The sequence below is a fragment of the Pseudomonas sp. D4-21 genome, assembly GCF_051132125.1.
In the GTDB taxonomy this organism is placed as follows: Bacteria; Pseudomonadota; Gammaproteobacteria; order Pseudomonadales; family Pseudomonadaceae; genus Aquipseudomonas.
Genome location: NZ_CP071664.1, coordinates 2,100,844 through 2,116,390, shown reverse-complemented (window position 1 = coordinate 2,116,390; position 15,547 = coordinate 2,100,844). Strand labels below are relative to the sequence as shown.

At 58.8% G+C, this 15,547-nt stretch carries 19 protein-coding genes and 1 tRNA gene; 4 read left to right on the top strand and 16 right to left on the bottom strand.

What is annotated here, in order from left to right; translation table 11 throughout:
- Nucleotides 1-19: 19 nt before the first annotated feature.
- Nucleotides 20-1,189 (bottom strand): mandelate racemase/muconate lactonizing enzyme family protein, encoded by a 1,170-nt coding sequence (locus J3Q04_RS09610; protein ID WP_434606611.1) that lies wholly within the window; start codon nucleotides 1,187-1,189, stop codon nucleotides 20-22.
- A 99-nt stretch (nucleotides 1,190-1,288) separates the two neighbouring features.
- Here J3Q04_RS09610 and J3Q04_RS09605 point away from each other — a divergent pair, with 99 nt between their 5' ends.
- Nucleotides 1,289-2,164: a LysR family transcriptional regulator gene (locus J3Q04_RS09605; RefSeq protein ID WP_420765839.1), complete on the top strand. Its 876-nt coding sequence runs from the start codon at nucleotides 1,289-1,291 to the stop codon at nucleotides 2,162-2,164.
- 109 nt (nucleotides 2,165-2,273) lie between these two features.
- Here J3Q04_RS09605 and J3Q04_RS09600 read toward each other — a convergent pair.
- From J3Q04_RS09600 to thrS, 9 genes are all read right to left on the bottom strand, one after another.
- A tRNA-Pro gene (locus J3Q04_RS09600) sits at nucleotides 2,274-2,350 on the bottom strand.
- Between the two features lie 90 nt (nucleotides 2,351-2,440).
- Nucleotides 2,441-2,797, bottom strand: coding sequence for a MerR family transcriptional regulator (locus J3Q04_RS09595; protein WP_003179985.1), 357 nt, complete (start codon nucleotides 2,795-2,797; stop codon nucleotides 2,441-2,443).
- A complete protein-coding gene (ihfA, locus tag J3Q04_RS09590) occupies nucleotides 2,778-3,080 on the bottom strand; it encodes an integration host factor subunit alpha (RefSeq protein ID WP_002553164.1) in 303 nt (100 codons plus the stop codon). The genes J3Q04_RS09595 and ihfA overlap by 20 nt, the downstream gene beginning before the upstream one ends.
- Nucleotides 3,081-3,083: 3 nt before the next feature.
- Nucleotides 3,084-5,462 carry a phenylalanine--tRNA ligase subunit beta gene (gene pheT, locus J3Q04_RS09585; RefSeq protein WP_434606614.1) on the bottom strand — a complete coding sequence of 793 codons (2,379 nt, stop codon included), beginning with the start codon at nucleotides 5,460-5,462 and terminating at the stop codon, nucleotides 3,084-3,086.
- 26 nt (nucleotides 5,463-5,488) lie between these two features.
- On the bottom strand, nucleotides 5,489-6,505 hold the full coding sequence (gene pheS, locus J3Q04_RS09580) for a phenylalanine--tRNA ligase subunit alpha (protein WP_207964006.1): 1,017 nt from the start codon (nucleotides 6,503-6,505) through the stop codon (nucleotides 5,489-5,491).
- A gap of 109 nt (nucleotides 6,506-6,614) precedes the next feature.
- Complete coding sequence (gene rplT / locus J3Q04_RS09575) at nucleotides 6,615-6,971, bottom strand: 50S ribosomal protein L20 (RefSeq protein WP_039592831.1); 357 nt, start codon at nucleotides 6,969-6,971, stop codon at nucleotides 6,615-6,617.
- A gap of 30 nt (nucleotides 6,972-7,001) precedes the next feature.
- Nucleotides 7,002-7,196: a 50S ribosomal protein L35 gene (rpmI, locus tag J3Q04_RS09570; RefSeq protein WP_002553160.1), complete on the bottom strand. Its 195-nt coding sequence runs from the start codon at nucleotides 7,194-7,196 to the stop codon at nucleotides 7,002-7,004.
- Nucleotides 7,197-7,256: 60 nt separating this feature from the next.
- Nucleotides 7,257-7,808 (bottom strand): translation initiation factor IF-3, encoded by a 552-nt coding sequence (gene infC, locus J3Q04_RS09565; protein WP_169432615.1) that lies wholly within the window; start codon nucleotides 7,806-7,808, stop codon nucleotides 7,257-7,259.
- Nucleotides 7,808-9,730: a threonine--tRNA ligase gene (gene thrS / locus J3Q04_RS09560; protein WP_434606619.1), complete on the bottom strand. Its 1,923-nt coding sequence runs from the start codon at nucleotides 9,728-9,730 to the stop codon at nucleotides 7,808-7,810. Before thrS ends, infC begins: the two co-directional genes overlap by 1 nt.
- 373 nt (nucleotides 9,731-10,103) lie before the next feature.
- Here thrS and J3Q04_RS09555 point away from each other — a divergent pair, with 373 nt between their 5' ends.
- Together J3Q04_RS09555 and J3Q04_RS09550 are read left to right on the top strand one after the other, a co-directional pair.
- Complete coding sequence (locus J3Q04_RS09555; protein ID WP_420765836.1) at nucleotides 10,104-10,406, top strand: hypothetical protein; 303 nt, start codon at nucleotides 10,104-10,106, stop codon at nucleotides 10,404-10,406.
- Between the two features lie 289 nt (nucleotides 10,407-10,695).
- Nucleotides 10,696-10,908 (top strand): cold-shock protein, encoded by a 213-nt coding sequence (locus J3Q04_RS09550; protein ID WP_003179963.1) that lies wholly within the window; start codon nucleotides 10,696-10,698, stop codon nucleotides 10,906-10,908.
- A 65-nt stretch (nucleotides 10,909-10,973) separates the two neighbouring features.
- On the opposite strand, the gene J3Q04_RS09545 is transcribed toward J3Q04_RS09550, so the two are convergent.
- Nucleotides 10,974-11,288: an I78 family peptidase inhibitor gene (locus J3Q04_RS09545; RefSeq protein ID WP_434606621.1), complete on the bottom strand. Its 315-nt coding sequence runs from the start codon at nucleotides 11,286-11,288 to the stop codon at nucleotides 10,974-10,976.
- A 163-nt stretch (nucleotides 11,289-11,451) separates the two neighbouring features.
- Nucleotides 11,452-11,757 (bottom strand): hypothetical protein, encoded by a 306-nt coding sequence (locus J3Q04_RS09540; RefSeq protein WP_420765834.1) that lies wholly within the window; start codon nucleotides 11,755-11,757, stop codon nucleotides 11,452-11,454.
- 131 nt (nucleotides 11,758-11,888) lie between these two features.
- Here J3Q04_RS09540 and J3Q04_RS09535 point away from each other — a divergent pair, with 131 nt between their 5' ends.
- Entirely contained in the window at nucleotides 11,889-12,086 is a 198-nt protein-coding gene (locus J3Q04_RS09535; RefSeq protein ID WP_434559665.1) for a hypothetical protein, read from the top strand.
- 42 nt (nucleotides 12,087-12,128) lie between these two features.
- Here J3Q04_RS09535 and J3Q04_RS09530 read toward each other — a convergent pair whose 3' ends face one another.
- From J3Q04_RS09530 to J3Q04_RS09515, 4 genes are read right to left on the bottom strand one after another with little or no spacing between them, the layout of a single operon-like run.
- Nucleotides 12,129-13,157, bottom strand: a complete 1,029-nt coding sequence (locus J3Q04_RS09530) for a nucleoside hydrolase (protein ID WP_434606625.1) — start codon at nucleotides 13,155-13,157, stop codon at nucleotides 12,129-12,131.
- 29 nt (nucleotides 13,158-13,186) lie between these two features.
- Entirely contained in the window at nucleotides 13,187-13,591 is a 405-nt protein-coding gene (gene rbsD / locus J3Q04_RS09525) for a D-ribose pyranase (protein ID WP_434606628.1), read from the bottom strand.
- Entirely contained in the window at nucleotides 13,588-14,502 is a 915-nt protein-coding gene (rbsK, locus tag J3Q04_RS09520; RefSeq protein ID WP_434606631.1) for a ribokinase, read from the bottom strand. Before rbsK ends, rbsD begins: the two co-directional genes overlap by 4 nt.
- A 23-nt stretch (nucleotides 14,503-14,525) precedes the next feature.
- Nucleotides 14,526-15,545, bottom strand: coding sequence for a LacI family DNA-binding transcriptional regulator (locus J3Q04_RS09515; protein WP_420765829.1), 1,020 nt, complete (start codon nucleotides 15,543-15,545; stop codon nucleotides 14,526-14,528).
- Between the last annotated feature and the right edge of the window lie 2 nt (nucleotides 15,546-15,547).

Sequence of the window (15,547 nt, the reverse complement as noted above, 5' to 3'; positions counted from 1 at the left end):
GGCCGCAGCTTGAGGGTGATCAGCCTTCGCCCAGCTCACGCATGACTGCATACAAGGCAGATTTGGCTTCGAATCCCACACCCGGAATATCCGGCAGACCGACGTAGCCGTTTTCCACCTTGATCCCATCGGCGAACCCACCGAATGGCTGGAACACGTCTGGGTATGATTCGTTACCGCCCAGGTGCAGGCCGGCTGCGATGTTCAGGGACATCTGGTGACCGCCATGGGGCACTACGCGACGGGAAGACCAGCCCAGCTCTTCCATGACTTCAAGGGTGCGCAGGTATTCCACGAGGCCATAAGACAGTGCGCAGTCGAATTGGAGGAAGTCGCGATCGGGCCGCATGCCACCGTGGCGCAACAAGTTGCGAGCATCCTGGTGGGAGAACAGGTTTTCACCGGTGGCCATGGGCAATTCATAGTGATTGGCCAGCTCAGCCTGCAATGCGTAGTCAAGCGGATCACCGACCTCTTCGTACCAGAAGAGGTTGTACTTTTTGATGGCTTCCGCGTAAGCGATTCCCGTCTGAAGATCGAAGCGACCATTGGCGTCGACCGCCAATCGACGACCGTCCCCCACCACTTCAAGTACCGCTTCGATGCGACGGATGTCTTCGTCCAGTGGCACCGCACCGATCTTCATCTTGACCACATCGTAGCCACGATCCAGATAGCTCTGCATTTCCGCCTTGAGCTTTGTCTGGTCCTTGCCAGGGTAGTAGTAGCCACCCGCTGCATAGACCCAGACCTTGTCATCCGCCACGCCATTGCGGTAGCGGTCAGCCAGCAGACGATAGAGCGGTTTGCCTTCAATCTTGGCGACGGCATCCCATACGGCCATGTCGATGGTGCCAACTGCGACGGAGCGCTCTCCGTGTCCGCCTGGCTTCTCGTTAGTCATCAGGGTCTTCCAGATCGCGAACGGATCCAGGTTGTTGTTTTCATGATCGACAAGGGTGTCGGGCTCAGCTTCGGTGACACGCGCCAGGAAACGATCACGCATCAGGGCACCCTGGCCGTAGCGGCCATTGGAGTTGAAACCGTATCCGATCACGGGTTTGCCATCGCGAATCACATCCGTGACCACAGCGACGACCGAGCAGGTCATTTTGGAGAAGTCGATGTAGGCGTTGGCGATTGGGGACGCAATGGAAACGGTTTTTTCACGAATATCGACGATGCGCATGAGGGGTTCCTCTTGTTGTTTGTAGCCCCACGTTAGGCTTTGCGATCTTTCCCGCCCAATGCTATTAATGCCGCACCCTATGCACAGGAGGCATGGCCCTTGGAACTCGTTTGGCTCGAAGACCTTTCAGCACTCGCGGAATATGGGAGCTTCGTTCGGGCGGCTGAAGCGCGGCACGTCACTCAGCCAGCGTTCAGTCGCAGAGTGCGCTCGTTGGAAAATTGGATGGGCGTACAGCTGTTCATCCGCACGCCTCATGGCGCGACGCTGACCGAAGCGGGGAGGCAGATATTGCCGAGCGCCCAGGAAGCCGCGCGGCGCTTGTACCGAATGCGCAACGAGGCTCAGGAAGTGGCGGGAATGGCCGCCAGATCATTGCAGTTCGCTGCAACCCATTCCCTGTCGTTTACCTTTTTCCCAAGATGGCTCCGCGGCGCAGAACACGGCGCCCCCATCGAGGCCGTGCAGTTGCATTCAGGTAGCATGGCCGTCTGTGAGCAAATGCTGATACACGGACAGGTTCAGTTTCTGCTCTGTCACCGCCATCCCGACGTTCCTCCGTTGCTGGCGCCTGACCAGTTCACGGGTAAGAAAGTTGGCGAAGACGTCCTGGTTCCCCTGGCGAGTGCTTCTGCCAACTTTGGTACCTCCCCAGCGGCACTGCCCTACCTCGCCTACACCCATGAATCAGGATTGGGGCGCATCGTTGCTCATCGATTGCAGGGCAAGGAAGACTACCTCCACCTCAAGCCCCTCTTCAGCAGCCACCTCGCGGCGGTGCTGATGTCGATGGCGCTGGAAAGCAAAGGAGTCGCATGGCTACCCAAAAGCCTCACCGAGCAGGAGATCCTGGACGGGCGCTTAGTCAGGGCATTGGACGAGAGTTGGGATATCCCACTGGAAATTCACCTGACCCGCCCGACGGCGCCACTCAGCCAATCCGCAGAAGAGTTCTGGTCCAGGGTGGGCGTCTAGGCTTATCACGCATGGCTTGAGATTAATCTGAAGCCGTTGTATTGAGGGGTTGGGAACAACCATAAAAAAAGGGTCGCGAGATTAAATCTCGCAACCCTTTTGGATTGTATGGTCGGGACGGAGTGATTCGAACACTCGACCCCTAGCACCCCATGCTAGTGCGCTACCGGACTGCGCTACGCCCCGACTAGGCGTGAATCTTGTTCCGCTTCTCAACGGAACGCTCAGGAATATATCGCAAGCTTTTGAAAACTGGAAGTATTTAAAAGCAGAAATTTATTTCTTGAGCACCACCAGTACATCTTCGAGCTCGGCGATCATCTGGCGGATCATCTGTTTGTACTGGGTTGTATCGTCCTTGGCCTCGTCACCGGAGAGGCGCAGGCGCGCTCCGCCGATGGTGAACCCCTGGTCGTACAGCAGCGCGCGGATCTGCCGGATCATCAGCACGTCCTGGCGCTGATAATACCGTCGGTTTCCGCGGCGCTTGACCGGGTTGAGTTGAGGAAACTCCTGCTCCCAATAGCGCAGCACGTGCGGTTTAACCGCACACAGCTCGCTGACTTCACCAATGGTGAAGTAGCGTTTGCCCGGGATGACGGGTAGTTCGTCGTTATGACTTGGTTCCAGCATAAGCCTCAACTCGGGCCTTCAACTTCTGCCCTGGACGAAAGGTGACCACACGGCGAGCCGTGATCGGGATTTCTTCTCCCGTTTTCGGATTGCGGCCAGGCCGCTGGCGTTTGTCCCGAAGGTCGAAATTGCCGAATCCGGACAATTTGACCTGCTCGTTGTCTTCGAGAGCGTGCCTGATTTCTTCGAAAAACAGTTCGACCAATTCTTTGGCCTCCCGTTTATTCAGGCCCAACTCCTCATACAGACGTTCCGCCATCTCAGCTTTCGTCAGAGCCCCCATACGTCACTTCCTTAACGTGGCGTTCAACCTGTGTTCGAGCGAGGTGAGGATATTCTGCGTTGCGGTATTCACCTCATCGTCATTAAGAGTGCGCGATGGATGCTGCCAGGTCAAGCCGACTGCAAGGCTTTTTCTATGCGGATCAATGCCTTTACCTTGATACACGTCAAATAGCCTGAGGTCCGTCAGCCATTCGCCTGCATTTTCACGGATTACTGCCAGTACGGCACTGGATGCAACGCCGACATCGGCTATCAAGGCAAGGTCGCGACGCACTTCAGGAAAGCGCGATAACTCCTGGAATTTCGGCATTTTTCCTTGGGCGACTTCAGCCAGGACCAGCTCGAAAACGAAGACTGGACGATCAAGACCCAGCGTCTTCGACAACTCAGGGTGGATCGCGCCGACATAACCGACTTCACGACCGTCTCGCTCGATGCGCGCGGTCTGACCCGGGTGCAACGCCGGATGCTTGCCAGGCACGAAGGTGAACGCGCCGAGCGCACCAGCAAAGCCCAGCACCGCTTCCACGTCGGCCTTGACGTCGAAGAAATCCACGCCATCACGACCTTGGGCCCAGCCTTCCGGCAGGCGGCTGCCGCAAACGACACCGGCCAGCATTGGCTCTTGCTTCAGGCCGTCCAACTGACCGACAAAACGCAGGCCGCTTTCGAACAGGCGTACGCGGTCCTGCTGGCGATTCAGGTTGTGCTGGAGCGACTTGATCAGGCCCGGCCACAGGGACGAGCGCATCGCGGCCATGTCATTGGAGATCGGGTTGGCCAACAGCAGTGGCTCAACACCTGGGCTGAACAATTCGAACTGACGCGGATCGATGAAACTGTAGGTGATCGCTTCCTGATACCCACGAGCCACCAGCAGGCGACGCAGCTCCGGCAGGTCACTGCGGGCCTCTGCCTTGGCTTGCGGGGCCAGGCGAGCCTGGGGATAGCGGACCGGCAGGCGATTGTAGCCGTACAAGCGGGCCAGCTCTTCGATCAGATCGACTTCCAGGCTAATATCGAAGCGATGGCTTGGCACTTCGACCTGCCACTGCCCTTCCCCCTCGGCCCGGACGGTCAGGCCCAAGGCGTTGAGCAGACGCTCGACTTCGGCCGGGGCCATTTCCATGCCTAGCATCTGGGTGATGCGTTGGGCACGCAGCGTCACCGGCGCGATATTCGGCAGGTGCTGTTCGCTGACGGTTTCGATGATCGGGCCGGCTTCGCCACCGGTGATTTCCAGCAGCAGGCCAGTGGCGCGCTCCATGGCTTCACGGGCCAGTTGCCAATCCACGCCACGCTCATAGCGGTGCGAGGCGTCAGTATGCAGGCCGTAGGAACGAGCCTTGCCGGCGACGGCGATCTGGTCGAAGAAGGCGCTTTCAAGGAATACATCACGGGTGGTGGCGGAGACGCCACTGTGCTCGCCGCCCATCACGCCTGCAATCGCCAGGGCGCGGGTATGGTCGGCAATCACCAGCGTATCGCTGCGCAAGGCCACTTCCTGGCCATCGAGCAGCACCAGCTTTTCACCTTCTTCAGCCATGCGCACGCGGATGCCGCCGTTGATTTCGGCGAGATCGAATGCGTGCAGCGGCTGACCCAGCTCAAGCATTACATAGTTGGTAATGTCGACAGCCGCGTCGATGCTGCGCACGTCGGAGCGTCGCAGGCGCTCGACCATCCACAGCGGGGTCGGCTTGGACAGGTCGACATTGCGGATCACGCGGCCCAGGTAACGCGGGCATGCGCTCGGCGCCAAGACTTCGATCGGACGGACTTCGTCATGCACGGCCGGGACACTCGCAACCACCGGGCGAGTGACCGGGGTGGCGTACAACGCGCCGACTTCACGGGCCAGGCCAGCCACTGACAGGCAGTCGCCACGGTTCGGCGTCAGGTCGACTTCGATGCTCGCATCGTCCAGGCCCAGGTATTCACGAAAATCCTTGCCGACCGGCGCATCCGCCGGCAACTCCATCAGGCCGTCGTTGCCTTCGCCAACCTGCAATTCGGCTTGGGAGCACAACATGCCGTTGGACTCGACACCGCGCAGCTTGGCTTTCTTGATCTTGAAGTCACCCGGCAGTTCTGCGCCGATCATGGCAAACGGGATCTTCAGGCCGGGACGCACGTTTGGTGCACCGCATACGACCTGGAACGTTTCCCCGCCACTGCTGACCTGGCAAACCCGCAGCTTGTCCGCGTCAGGGTGTTGTTCGGTGCTCAGCACCTCCCCCACCACCACGCCACTGAATGCGCCGGCGGCCGGCGTCACGCTATCGACCTCAAGACCGGCCATCGACAGGCGAGCAACCAGCTCGTCCTGGCTTACCTGCGGGCTAACCCAGCCGCGCAGCCATTGTTCACTGAATTTCATCCTGCTCTCCTAAAGGTTCGTTACGACTAGCGAAATTGCGCGAGGAACCGCAAGTCGTTGTCGAAGAACAGACGCAAGTCGTTCACGCCGTAACGCAGCATGGCCAAGCGTTCCACGCCCATGCCGAAGGCAAAGCCCGAGAATTCTTCCGGATCGATCCCGGACATGCGCAGCACGTTCGGGTGAACCATGCCGCAACCCATGACTTCCAGCCAGCCCGTCTGCTTGCAGACGCGGCAGCCCTTGCCGCTGCACATCACGCATTCCATGTCGACTTCGGCCGATGGCTCAGTGAACGGGAAATACGAAGGGCGGAAGCGCACGGCCAGTTCTTTTTCGAAGAACACCCGCAGGAACTCTTCGATAGTCCCTTTCAGGTCAGCGAAATTGATGTCGCGATCCACCAGCAGGCCTTCGACCTGATGGAACATCGGCGAATGGGTGATATCGGAGTCGCTACGGTACACACGGCCTGGGCAGACGATGCGGATCGGCGGCTGCTGCGATTCCATGGTGCGGACCTGTACCGGAGAGGTATGGGTGCGCAACAACATGTTCGCATTGAAATAGAAGGTGTCATGCATCGACCGGGCCGGGTGGTGGCCTGGGATGTTGAGCGCCTCGAAGTTGTGGTAGTCGTCTTCGACCTCAGGACCCTCGGCAATGCCATAGCCGATGCGGGTGAAGAACTGCTCGATGCGTTCCAGGGTCCGGGTCACCGGATGCAGGCCACCGGAAGTCTGGCCACGGCCAGGCAGGGTCACGTCGATGGATTCGGCCGCGAGCTTGGCCGCCAGGTCCGCCTCCTCGAACAGCGCCTTGCGCGCATTGAGGACTTCTGTGACACGTTCCTTGGCGACGTTGATCAGCGCACCAACCTGCGGACGCTCTTCGGCCGGCAGGTTCCCCAGGGTCTTCATCACCTGAGTCAACTCGCCTTTCTTGCCAAGGTAGTGAACCCGGATTTGCTCCAGGGCATTGATATCTTCAGCGCTTTGCACAGCCTCTAGTGCTTGAGCGACCAGCGCGTCCAGGTTTTCCATGTACAGACTCCAGATACAAAATAGGGGAAGAGCTTTAAGGCTCTTCCCCTATTTATGACGTTTGGCACCCGGGCCCACAGAGGTGAGCCCCGGTGACTGCCGGGGGTACTTAAGCCAAGGTGGCTTTAGCTTTCTCGACAATCGCAGCAAACGCCGCTTTTTCGTTCACTGCCAGATCAGCCAGAACCTTACGGTCGATCTCGATGGACGCTTTTTTCAGGCCGGCGATGAAACGGCTGTAGGACAGACCGTAGGTACGAGCACCAGCGTTGATACGAGCGATCCACAGAGCGCGGAACTGACGTTTTTTCTGACGACGGTCACGGTAGGCGTATTGGCCTGCCTTGATTACGGCTTGCTTGGCAACACGGAATACGCGGGAACGCGCACCGTAGTAGCCTTTAGCAAGTTTCATAATTTTCTTGTGACGCTTACGGGCAATGACGCCACGCTTTACACGAGCCATGAGTTACTTCCTCTATTCTTGATCCAAAAATTAACGAAGGCGCAGCATGCGCTCGACTTTTGCCACGTCAGACGGATGCAGCAAGCTGCTACCGCGCAGTTGACGCTTACGCTTGGTCGACATTTTGGTCAGGATGTGGCTCTTGAAAGCGTGCTTGTGCTTGATGCCGTTAGCAGTTTTCAGAAACCGCTTAGCAGCACCACTTTTAGTTTTCATCTTTGGCATGTTCGGATACTCCGCATTCAGTTGATAAACATAATCGCAAGGCCTGCCGTGCCCTGGTGATTACTTCTTCTTTTTCGGGGCGATGACCATGATCAGCTGGCGTCCTTCCATCTTAGGATGCTGTTCGACCGAACCGTACTCGAGCAGGTCTTGTTCAACCCGCTTGAGGAGTTCCATCCCCAGCTCCTGGTGGGCCATCTCACGGCCGCGGAATCGCAAGGATACCTTGGCCCTGTCCCCGTCACTCAGGAAACGTACCAGGTTGCGCAGTTTTACCTGGTAATCCCCTTCCTCCGTCCCTGGACGAAACTTGATTTCTTTTACCTGAATCTGCTTCTGGTTTTTCTTCGCCGCGGCAATCTGCTTCTTCTTTTCGAAGATCGACTTGCCGTAGTCCATCACCCGGCAAACGGGTGGGACTGCGTCCGCGGAAATTTCCACCAGATCAAGCTTGGCTTCTTCAGCAATACGAAGCGCTTCATCAATCGAGACGATGCCAATCTGCTCGCCATCAGCGCCAATTAACCGAACCTCGCGTGCCGAGATATTCTCGTTGATCGGGGCTTTCGGTGCAGCTCGTTTATCTTGTCTCATTTCACGCTTAATAATAATTACTCCGAATCTGGGCGACCACGCCGGGAAACCGCTTGCGCGAGAAACTCGGCGAATTCGGCGACGGGCATCGAGCCCAGGTCAGCACCTTCACGAGTACGCACAGCGACAGTCTGCATCTCGACCTCCCGATCTCCAATAACCAAGAGAAAGGGAACCTTGAGCAAAGTATGCTCGCGGATTTTAAAGCCGATCTTTTCATTTCTCAAGTCGGACTTGGCACGAAATCCGCTTTGATGGAGAGTTTTTTCGACTTCGGCGGCAAAATCTGCCTGTTTATCAGTGATATTCATGATCACTGCCTGGGTCGGCGCCAGCCACGCGGGGAACGCACCCTCGTAATGCTCGATCAGGATCCCGACGAAACGCTCGAAGGAACCGAGGATCGCGCGGTGAAGCATGACCGGGTGCTTGCGGCTGTTGTCTTCGGACACATATTCAGCGCCCAGACGGATCGGCAGGTTGAAATCGAGCTGCAAGGTACCACATTGCCAGACGCGGCCAAGGCAATCTTTCAACGAGAATTCAATCTTCGGACCGTAGAATGCGCCCTCGCCCGGCTGCAGCTCGTACGCAAGCCCCGCGCTGTCGAGGGCGGCGGCCAGGGCGGCCTCGGCGCGATCCCACAGTTCGTCGGAACCGACGCGTTTTTCCGGACGAGTGGACAGCTTCATTTCAACTTCGGTGAAGCCGAAGTCCCGGTAGACGTCCATGGTCAGCTTGATGAACGCGGCGGATTCAGCCTGCATCTGCTCTTCAGTGCAGAAAATGTGCGCGTCGTCCTGAGTGAATGCCCGCACGCGCATGATGCCGTGCAGCGCACCCGATGGCTCGTTACGGTGGCAAGCACCGAACTCGGCCAGGCGCATCGGCAGCTCGCGATAGCTCTTCAGGCCCTGGTTGAATACCTGCACGTGGCACGGGCAGTTCATTGGCTTGATGGCGTAGTCGCGGTTTTCCGACTGGGTGGTGAACATGTTGTCGGCGTAGTTGGCCCAATGCCCGGATTTCTCCCAGAGGCTGCGGTCGACCACTTGCGGCGTCTTGATTTCGAGGTAGCCGTTCTCACGCTGGACCTGGCGCATGTACTGTTCTAGCACCTGGTACAGAGTCCAGCCGTTCGGGTGCCAGAACACCATGCCCGGGGATTCTTCCTGGGTATGGAATAGGCCCAGGCGCTTGCCGATCTTGCGGTGATCGCGCTTCTCAGCCTCTTCGATACGCTGGATGTAGGCCGCCAGCTGCTTCTTGTCCGCCCAGGCCGTGCCGTAGACGCGCTGCAACTGTTCGTTCTTCGCGTCGCCACGCCAGTAGGCGCCGGACAGCTTGGTCAGCCTGAAGGATTTCAGGAAACGCGTGTTCGGCACGTGCGGGCCGCGGCACATGTCGACGTATTCTTCGTGGTAGTACAGGCCCATGGCCTGCTCGTCCGGCATGTCTTCCACCAGACGCAGCTTGTAGTCCTCGCCACGGGCCTTGAAGACTTCGATGACTTCGGCGCGCGGGGTGACTTTCTTGATGACGTCGTAATCTTTCTCGATCAGCTGCTGCATGCGCTGCTCGATCGCGGCCATGTCGTCCGGGGTAAAAGGACGCTCGAAGGCGATGTCGTAATAGAAGCCTTCGTCGATGACCGGCCCGATGACCATCTTCGCGCTCGGGTACAGCTGCTTGACCGCATGACCGACCAGGTGCGCGCAGGAGTGACGAATGATCTCCAGCCCCTCTTCATCCTTGGGCGTGATGATTTGCAGCGTGGCATCGCTGTCGATGACATCGCTGGCGTCGACCAGTTTGCCGTTTACCTTGCCGGCCAGGGTGGCCTTGGCCAGGCCCGCGCCAATGGATGCGGCGACCTCGGCTACGGAAACCGGGTGGTCGAATGAACGTTGACTGCCGTCGGGAAGAGTAATAGTTGGCATGGCGCCTCCTCTCCTAGTGGTGACCCCTACCAAAGGTCACGTGGGTTGGGATGAGCCAGTACAAGATCCAGTCCAGGCCATTCAATGACGAACGCCTGCCTTACAGCGGCAGGAGCCTTGCGGCCAACCGGGAAAACCGAACCAGAGTGACTGGGATTCAAATCAGGGTTAGTCGAACATTTGCCGCCGCCGGGACTTGTCGTCATCCGGAGCCTGAAAATACCCGAGCCCGGCATGCTAACACAGATGAACGGTCATCGCCGCGCTCGCGTTGGAGCGAACGTAAAAGCGGGGCTTTTATGCCAAAGTGCTGAACTGAAGCGCCCGCAACCCCTCAGATACCAAGACATCGACCCGAAAGGAGCATCTCAGCATGCGTCTGAATACGTTATTCGCAGTAGTCGCCCCCCTCGCCCTGCTGCTCCCGATTGCCGCCCATGCCGACTGGCCAAAGGGCGAGCGCGAAAAATACATGGCCCAGTGCACCCAGGCGGCAACGCCACAGATCGGCGCGGCAGCGGCCAAGTCACACTGCGCCTGTGGCGCCGACGCCATCAAATCCTATCCGGCCAGTGATATCCAGGCTCTGATGGACAACAAGGCCACCCCTGAACTGCAACAGAAAGCCCTCGGCCAGATCGCCAAATGCAAGGCGAATCCGCCTGCGAAAAAATGACGGTTTGGGCATCAGGAAGGCGCCCGACAGGGGTAAAAAGGCTTGAATAAGCGCTTTTTCCTACGATTTTTGCAGGTTTTTCAGCTTTTTTTATCGTCTTTACGTTCGGCTGAAAGCCTTTGAAACCGGGGCTTCCAGCCCGTTCAGACGGTAAAGAAAACACGACTGATTGGCAAACAGCTCGTCCGGGGGGCTCCCAAATCGAACATTTCGACTATGATACCCGGGTGTGCCCAGTTGGCCTGAGCAGCACAGTACACTGAAAATATATGTTTCTTGGAGATACACCATGTCTAATCGCCAAACCGGCACCGTTAAATGGTTCAACGATGAAAAAGGCTTCGGCTTCATCACTCCTCAAGGTGGCGGTGACGACCTGTTCGTACACTTCAAAGCTATCGAAAGCGACGGTTTCAAAAGCCTGAAAGAAGGCCAGACTGTTTCCTTCGTGGCTGAGAAAGGCCAAAAGGGTATGCAAGCTGCACAAGTTCGCCCAGAGTAATTTCCCGGCGCGCTAAAAAAACCCCGTCCATGTGACGGGGTTTTTTATGGTCAGCTTAAAACCAATCAGCCGCAATTGACCCGGTTGACCACCAGCTTGGCATCGGTATTGAGGTTCAAGCGATCGGAGCGGTACTCAAGCGTCACCATGTCGTTGGGCTTGAGAATACGGGCGTTTTGCGCGCCGGAACGGCTCCGCGCCTGCTCCAGCAACTGGGGCGAGGCCTGCTTGCCAATCGCGAACTCGGCAGCCTTCGCCTCGCAGCGACTATGCCCGGTTTCGGCCGTCACGGGATCAGGGGTCGATTCAGAGGTGCTGCTGCAACCGCTCAAGAGCGCAGCGGCCAGCAAAGTACTCAGTGACGCGAGCTTCCAAGGCATGAAGCCTCCTTTTTCAGTGAAATAGCAGAGAGCGTGCGACAACCCAAACGAAACTTGGTTTCAACGCCAAGGCCATCATGGTGCCCTCATCTGGAAAAACGGCAGTTTGCCTGAGCCCTGCCCAGCTGTTCACCGCTCAATCGTGACTGAATATGAATGGCGCTCAGTAGATGTCGATGTAATCGAAGGGCGGGTTCGGCCAGTTGTCTTTCAATGCATTGTAGATTTGCATCACCCAGACCTCATCGCTCGCCGCAACGTTTCCGACATACCCCGAACCCTTCGCCCAGGTTTCAAGCCGAAACAACAAACCTGCGATGTCGGCACCGCCTACGACACCCGAGGAAAGATAGGCAATGCCAGCCTTGGTCACACGCAACTGGGTATGTTCGTCATCACTGGCGGACGCGAGCAAATCACGCACGGCCTCGAGGGTGAACGCCTCAGGATCCTTCAAATCGATCTGCACGTAGGAGCCCCCGGGAAAAATAAAAAACCGAGTGTCGCACAGTGCTCGCCTGATGCCTAAGTCGCACTGCCAAACCCACTCCAAAAATGCTTAACTCAGCCTACAGATTTCCCAACCTGCGAGCCCCCGACATGAGCACCGTCAGCATCGAAGCCACCATCAATGCAAAATGGGCGCAGGGCCACAGCTCGTACAGCCCAGGCAGCCCGGAAGAACTGGCGATCCTCAGCATCGAGTTGCTGGTGAAAGAACTCGGGACGCAGGCCGCGCAGAACTTCGTCAAGCAAGCGTTCGAGCGCTATCCGAGCATCATTGAGACAACTGCATAAGGTTCCCGCAGGCAGACGCCTGCGGGGTTGCCTTGAGATGCGTTACTTGAGCCGCGCCAATCGCTCGGTCAGCAGATCGAAGAACCCCTGGGCATCGCCGTCCTTCACCCAAAAAGCATTTTTTGGCGCTTTCAGGCCGTCGTACCAATCGACGACGGTCTGGCCGAAAGTCGGCCCTTCACGGCTGTCCACCACAAGGTTGACCGCACGCCCGCTAAACAGCTGCGGCTTGAGAAGGTAGGCGACCACGGTTGCATCGTGCACCGGCCCGCCCGTCATGCCGTAGTGCTCCATGTCGCCCTTGACGTATTCGTTGAGAATATCGCCGACCAACTTGCTCGCGTTGTTGTTCAGCGCAGCGATCTGCTTCAGGCGTGTCTCGCTGGTAAGGATCTTGTGAGTCACGTCCAAGGGCAGGTAGGTCAGCTTCACACCGCTTTTGGCGACGATCTCCGCCGCCTGAGGATCGGCATATAAATTAAATTCGGCCACCGGCGTGATATTGCCGCCGTTGAAGTGCGCGCCACCCATGATCACCACCTCCTTGATCCCCTGAACGATCCCGGGCTCCTGGACCAGCGCCAAGGCCAGGTTCGTCTGCGGGCCGAGCATGGCAATGGTGATGCTGTGGGGCTTGGCCGCCTTAAGCGTGTCGATCAGGTAATTGACGGCATTGCCCTCGGCCAAGCCTTTCTTCGGCTCGTGCACCGTGACACCCGACAAACCCTCCTTGCCGTGGATGTTTTCCGCGTAGATGGGCGTGCGCATCAACGGTTTCGGCGCGCCGGCATAGACCGGCACCTCTTCGCCACCCGCCCACTCACGGGCCAGGCGCGCATTGCGGGAAGTCTTGTCCAGGCGCACGTTCCCCGCCACGGTGGTCAACGCGCGAACGTGCAACTCCTCGGGGGATGCCAGCGCGAACAACAGCGCAACCACATCATCGGCGCCCGGATCGGTGTCGATGATCAAGTCGATCTTCTCTGCCGCCTGGGCGCTTGTAGCCGTGATGAATGACAAAAGCAGCAGACTCCGCAACAGTTGATGCATTTTTTGAGCATAGCGGTGCATGGCGCACTCCTTGTGCAGGTTGTGAATATCTAGAACGTGACGCCCGCGATCAGCACCACGTTGCAGTACGGTGAGCATTCTCCGGTGCGAATGACCGCCCTCGCCTCGCGAGTAAGCACCTTGAACTGCTCATGGCTGACCAACGCCCGCGCGCCTAAGGCGCCTTCGGCGTGCAGCGCCTCCAACGTCGCCAGGGCTGACGGTTGCTTGTCGATAATTTCCTGCGCCAATACATGGCTTTCGACCTGCATCTCGCTGAGCAGCACGTTCAAGGTACTGACAAAATCGGGGACGCCATGGGTCAACGCAAGGTCGATCAGTTCGACGTGTGGCGGCACCGGCAGCCCGGCATCACCAATCACCACCTTGTCGCCATGCCCAAGGGAAGCGACCAGGCGTGACAGGGCGATGTTCAACAAAGGAGTCTTTTTCATGATTCGAACGCCTGAACTTCCGACAATGCAGGAATAGAGGGCTGCGCGCCCGCGCGAGTGACCGACAGCGCAGCGGCGACCTGCCCGAAACGAATGGCCTCGACTTCGTCCTTACTGTTCGCCAGGGCCGCCGCGAAACCGCCGACGAACGTATCGCCTGCCGCGGTTGTGTCAACCGCCTTGACCCGCGGCGCGGGGAAGTGTTCGAAGCTCGCTCCGTTGGCGAACAGCAACCCTTGGGCACCCAGCGTTACGATGACTTTGCCGGCACCCGCCGCGAGCAACTGCGTCGCGGCGGCTTCGGCGGTCTCCAGGGAATCCACGGCCAGGCCACTGAGGACCATCGCTTCGCTTTCGTTAGGGATCAGGTAGTCGACGTAGGCGTACCAGTCGCCCGGCAGGGCATGGGAGGCCGGCGCCGGATTGAGAATGACGATCTTGCCAAGCTCATGGCCGCGCTTGAGCGCATGCCCTACGGTGGCGTCCGGCACTTCCAGTTGGCAGATAATGACATCGGCGCCTTGCAGCACCGCATCAAAACTATCGAGGACGCCGGGCGTCAGCTCACCATTGGCGCCGGCAACGATGACGATCGCGTTCTGGCTGTTGTCATCGACCACGATCAGCGCAACGCCACTGGAGCCCTCCACCACGCTGACCGCCTGGCAATCGATGCCCTCGGCGAGCAGCGCGCCACGCAACTGCTGTCCATAGGCGTCATTGCCGACGCAACCGACCATGGACACTTGCGCACCCAGGCGCGCGGCGGCCACCGCCTGGTTGGCGCCCTTGCCCCCCGGGATGGTGGAAAACGACTCGCCAATCAGGGTTTCCCCACCACGAGGCAGACGCGGCGCACGCGTCACCAGGTCCATGTTCAGGCTGCCTATCACCACTACTTTTGCTGGCATACATCATTACTCATCAATTCGGTTCAGCGGTATTGGGCGAATGTACCGGGCACCGGTGCAGTCGATTCTCGCAAGACAATGCTGGGCGTCACGATCCGCTGGTCAGTGGCAAGCCCCGGCGTTGCGATGCGCCGCAGCAACACCTCGGCCGCCATCTCGCCCAGGTCCAGGATCGACTGCCCCACAGTGGTCAGCGCCGGGTAGACATAACGGCTCATCTGAATATCGTCGAAACCGATGATCGACAGCTCACTGGGCACGCGCACATTGCGTTCGGCGGCGGCGCGCAATGCACCGATGCCGATCATGTCGTTGGCCGCGAAAATCGCGCTGGGCGGCCGTTGCCCAAGCAATTGGGCCGCCGCACGGTAACCGCCGATGCTGGTGAAATCGCTCTCGAGCATGCGCTCGACGGGCAGCTCGATCCCCGCCTCCTTCAGCGCACGGCAATAACCCGCCAGGCGCATCTGTGCCACGCTGGTGTCCGCCGGCCCGCCAATGAAGGCAATGTCGCGATGGCCCAGGTCCAGCAGATGCCGGGTGGCCAGGTACGCGCCATATTCATGGTCGATACGGACCAGGTCCGCATCGACGCCATCCAGGCCACGGTCAACGATCACCATGGGCGTACGCACGTTGGTCAGGCCCTCGGCCAGGCCGACATCGCCCCCGGCCGACGCCACGATCAATCCGTCGATACGTTTTTCCAGCAGCACCCGCAGATAACTGCGCTGCTTGTCCGGATTGTCGTCGGAATTGCATAGGATCACGCAGTAGCCATTGCGCTCGCAGTAATCCTCGATCCCCCGAGCCAGTTCGGCAAAGTACGGGTTGAGGCTGTTGGGCACCAGCAGGCCAATGGTGGCCGTGGTCTTGGCCTTGAGCGAGCGCGCCACGGCGCTGGGCACATAGTCCAACCGTTCGATGGCGGCCTCGACCTTGCGCCGCACCTCGTCACTGACCGGCCGCGTCTTGTTCACCACATGGGACACGGTCGTGTAGGAAATCCCGGCAAGCGCCGCCACATCCTTGATCGTCGCCATGG

Excerpts from the sequence above, each read along its gene's own strand:
- J3Q04_RS09550 (WP_003179963.1), top strand. The coding sequence starts at position 10,696 with ATGTCTAATCGCCAAACCGGCACCGTTAAATGGTTCAACGATGAAAAA.
- rpmI (WP_002553160.1), bottom strand. The coding sequence starts at position 7,196 with ATGCCAAAGATGAAAACTAAAAGTGGTGCTGCTAAGCGGTTTCTGAAA.
- J3Q04_RS09530 (WP_434606625.1), bottom strand. The coding sequence starts at position 13,157 with ATGCACCGCTATGCTCAAAAAATGCATCAACTGTTGCGGAGTCTGCTG.
- rbsD (WP_434606628.1), bottom strand. The coding sequence starts at position 13,591 with ATGAAAAAGACTCCTTTGTTGAACATCGCCCTGTCACGCCTGGTCGCT.
- pheT (WP_434606614.1), bottom strand. The coding sequence starts at position 5,462 with ATGAAATTCAGTGAACAATGGCTGCGCGGCTGGGTTAGCCCGCAGGTA.
- thrS (WP_434606619.1), bottom strand. The coding sequence starts at position 9,730 with ATGCCAACTATTACTCTTCCCGACGGCAGTCAACGTTCATTCGACCAC.
- J3Q04_RS09595 (WP_003179985.1), bottom strand. The coding sequence starts at position 2,797 with ATGCTGGAACCAAGTCATAACGACGAACTACCCGTCATCCCGGGCAAA.
- J3Q04_RS09610 (WP_434606611.1), bottom strand. The coding sequence starts at position 1,189 with ATGCGCATCGTCGATATTCGTGAAAAAACCGTTTCCATTGCGTCCCCA.
- ihfA (WP_002553164.1), bottom strand. The coding sequence starts at position 3,080 with ATGGGGGCTCTGACGAAAGCTGAGATGGCGGAACGTCTGTATGAGGAG.
- J3Q04_RS09535 (WP_434559665.1), top strand. The coding sequence starts at position 11,889 with ATGAGCACCGTCAGCATCGAAGCCACCATCAATGCAAAATGGGCGCAG.
- rbsK (WP_434606631.1), bottom strand. The coding sequence starts at position 14,502 with ATGCCAGCAAAAGTAGTGGTGATAGGCAGCCTGAACATGGACCTGGTG.
- pheS (WP_207964006.1), bottom strand. The coding sequence starts at position 6,505 with ATGGAAAACCTGGACGCGCTGGTCGCTCAAGCACTAGAGGCTGTGCAA.
- J3Q04_RS09515 (WP_420765829.1), bottom strand. The coding sequence starts at position 15,545 with ATGGCGACGATCAAGGATGTGGCGGCGCTTGCCGGGATTTCCTACACG.
- J3Q04_RS09555 (WP_420765836.1), top strand. The coding sequence starts at position 10,104 with ATGCGTCTGAATACGTTATTCGCAGTAGTCGCCCCCCTCGCCCTGCTG.
- rplT (WP_039592831.1), bottom strand. The coding sequence starts at position 6,971 with ATGGCTCGTGTAAAGCGTGGCGTCATTGCCCGTAAGCGTCACAAGAAA.
- J3Q04_RS09545 (WP_434606621.1), bottom strand. The coding sequence starts at position 11,288 with ATGCCTTGGAAGCTCGCGTCACTGAGTACTTTGCTGGCCGCTGCGCTC.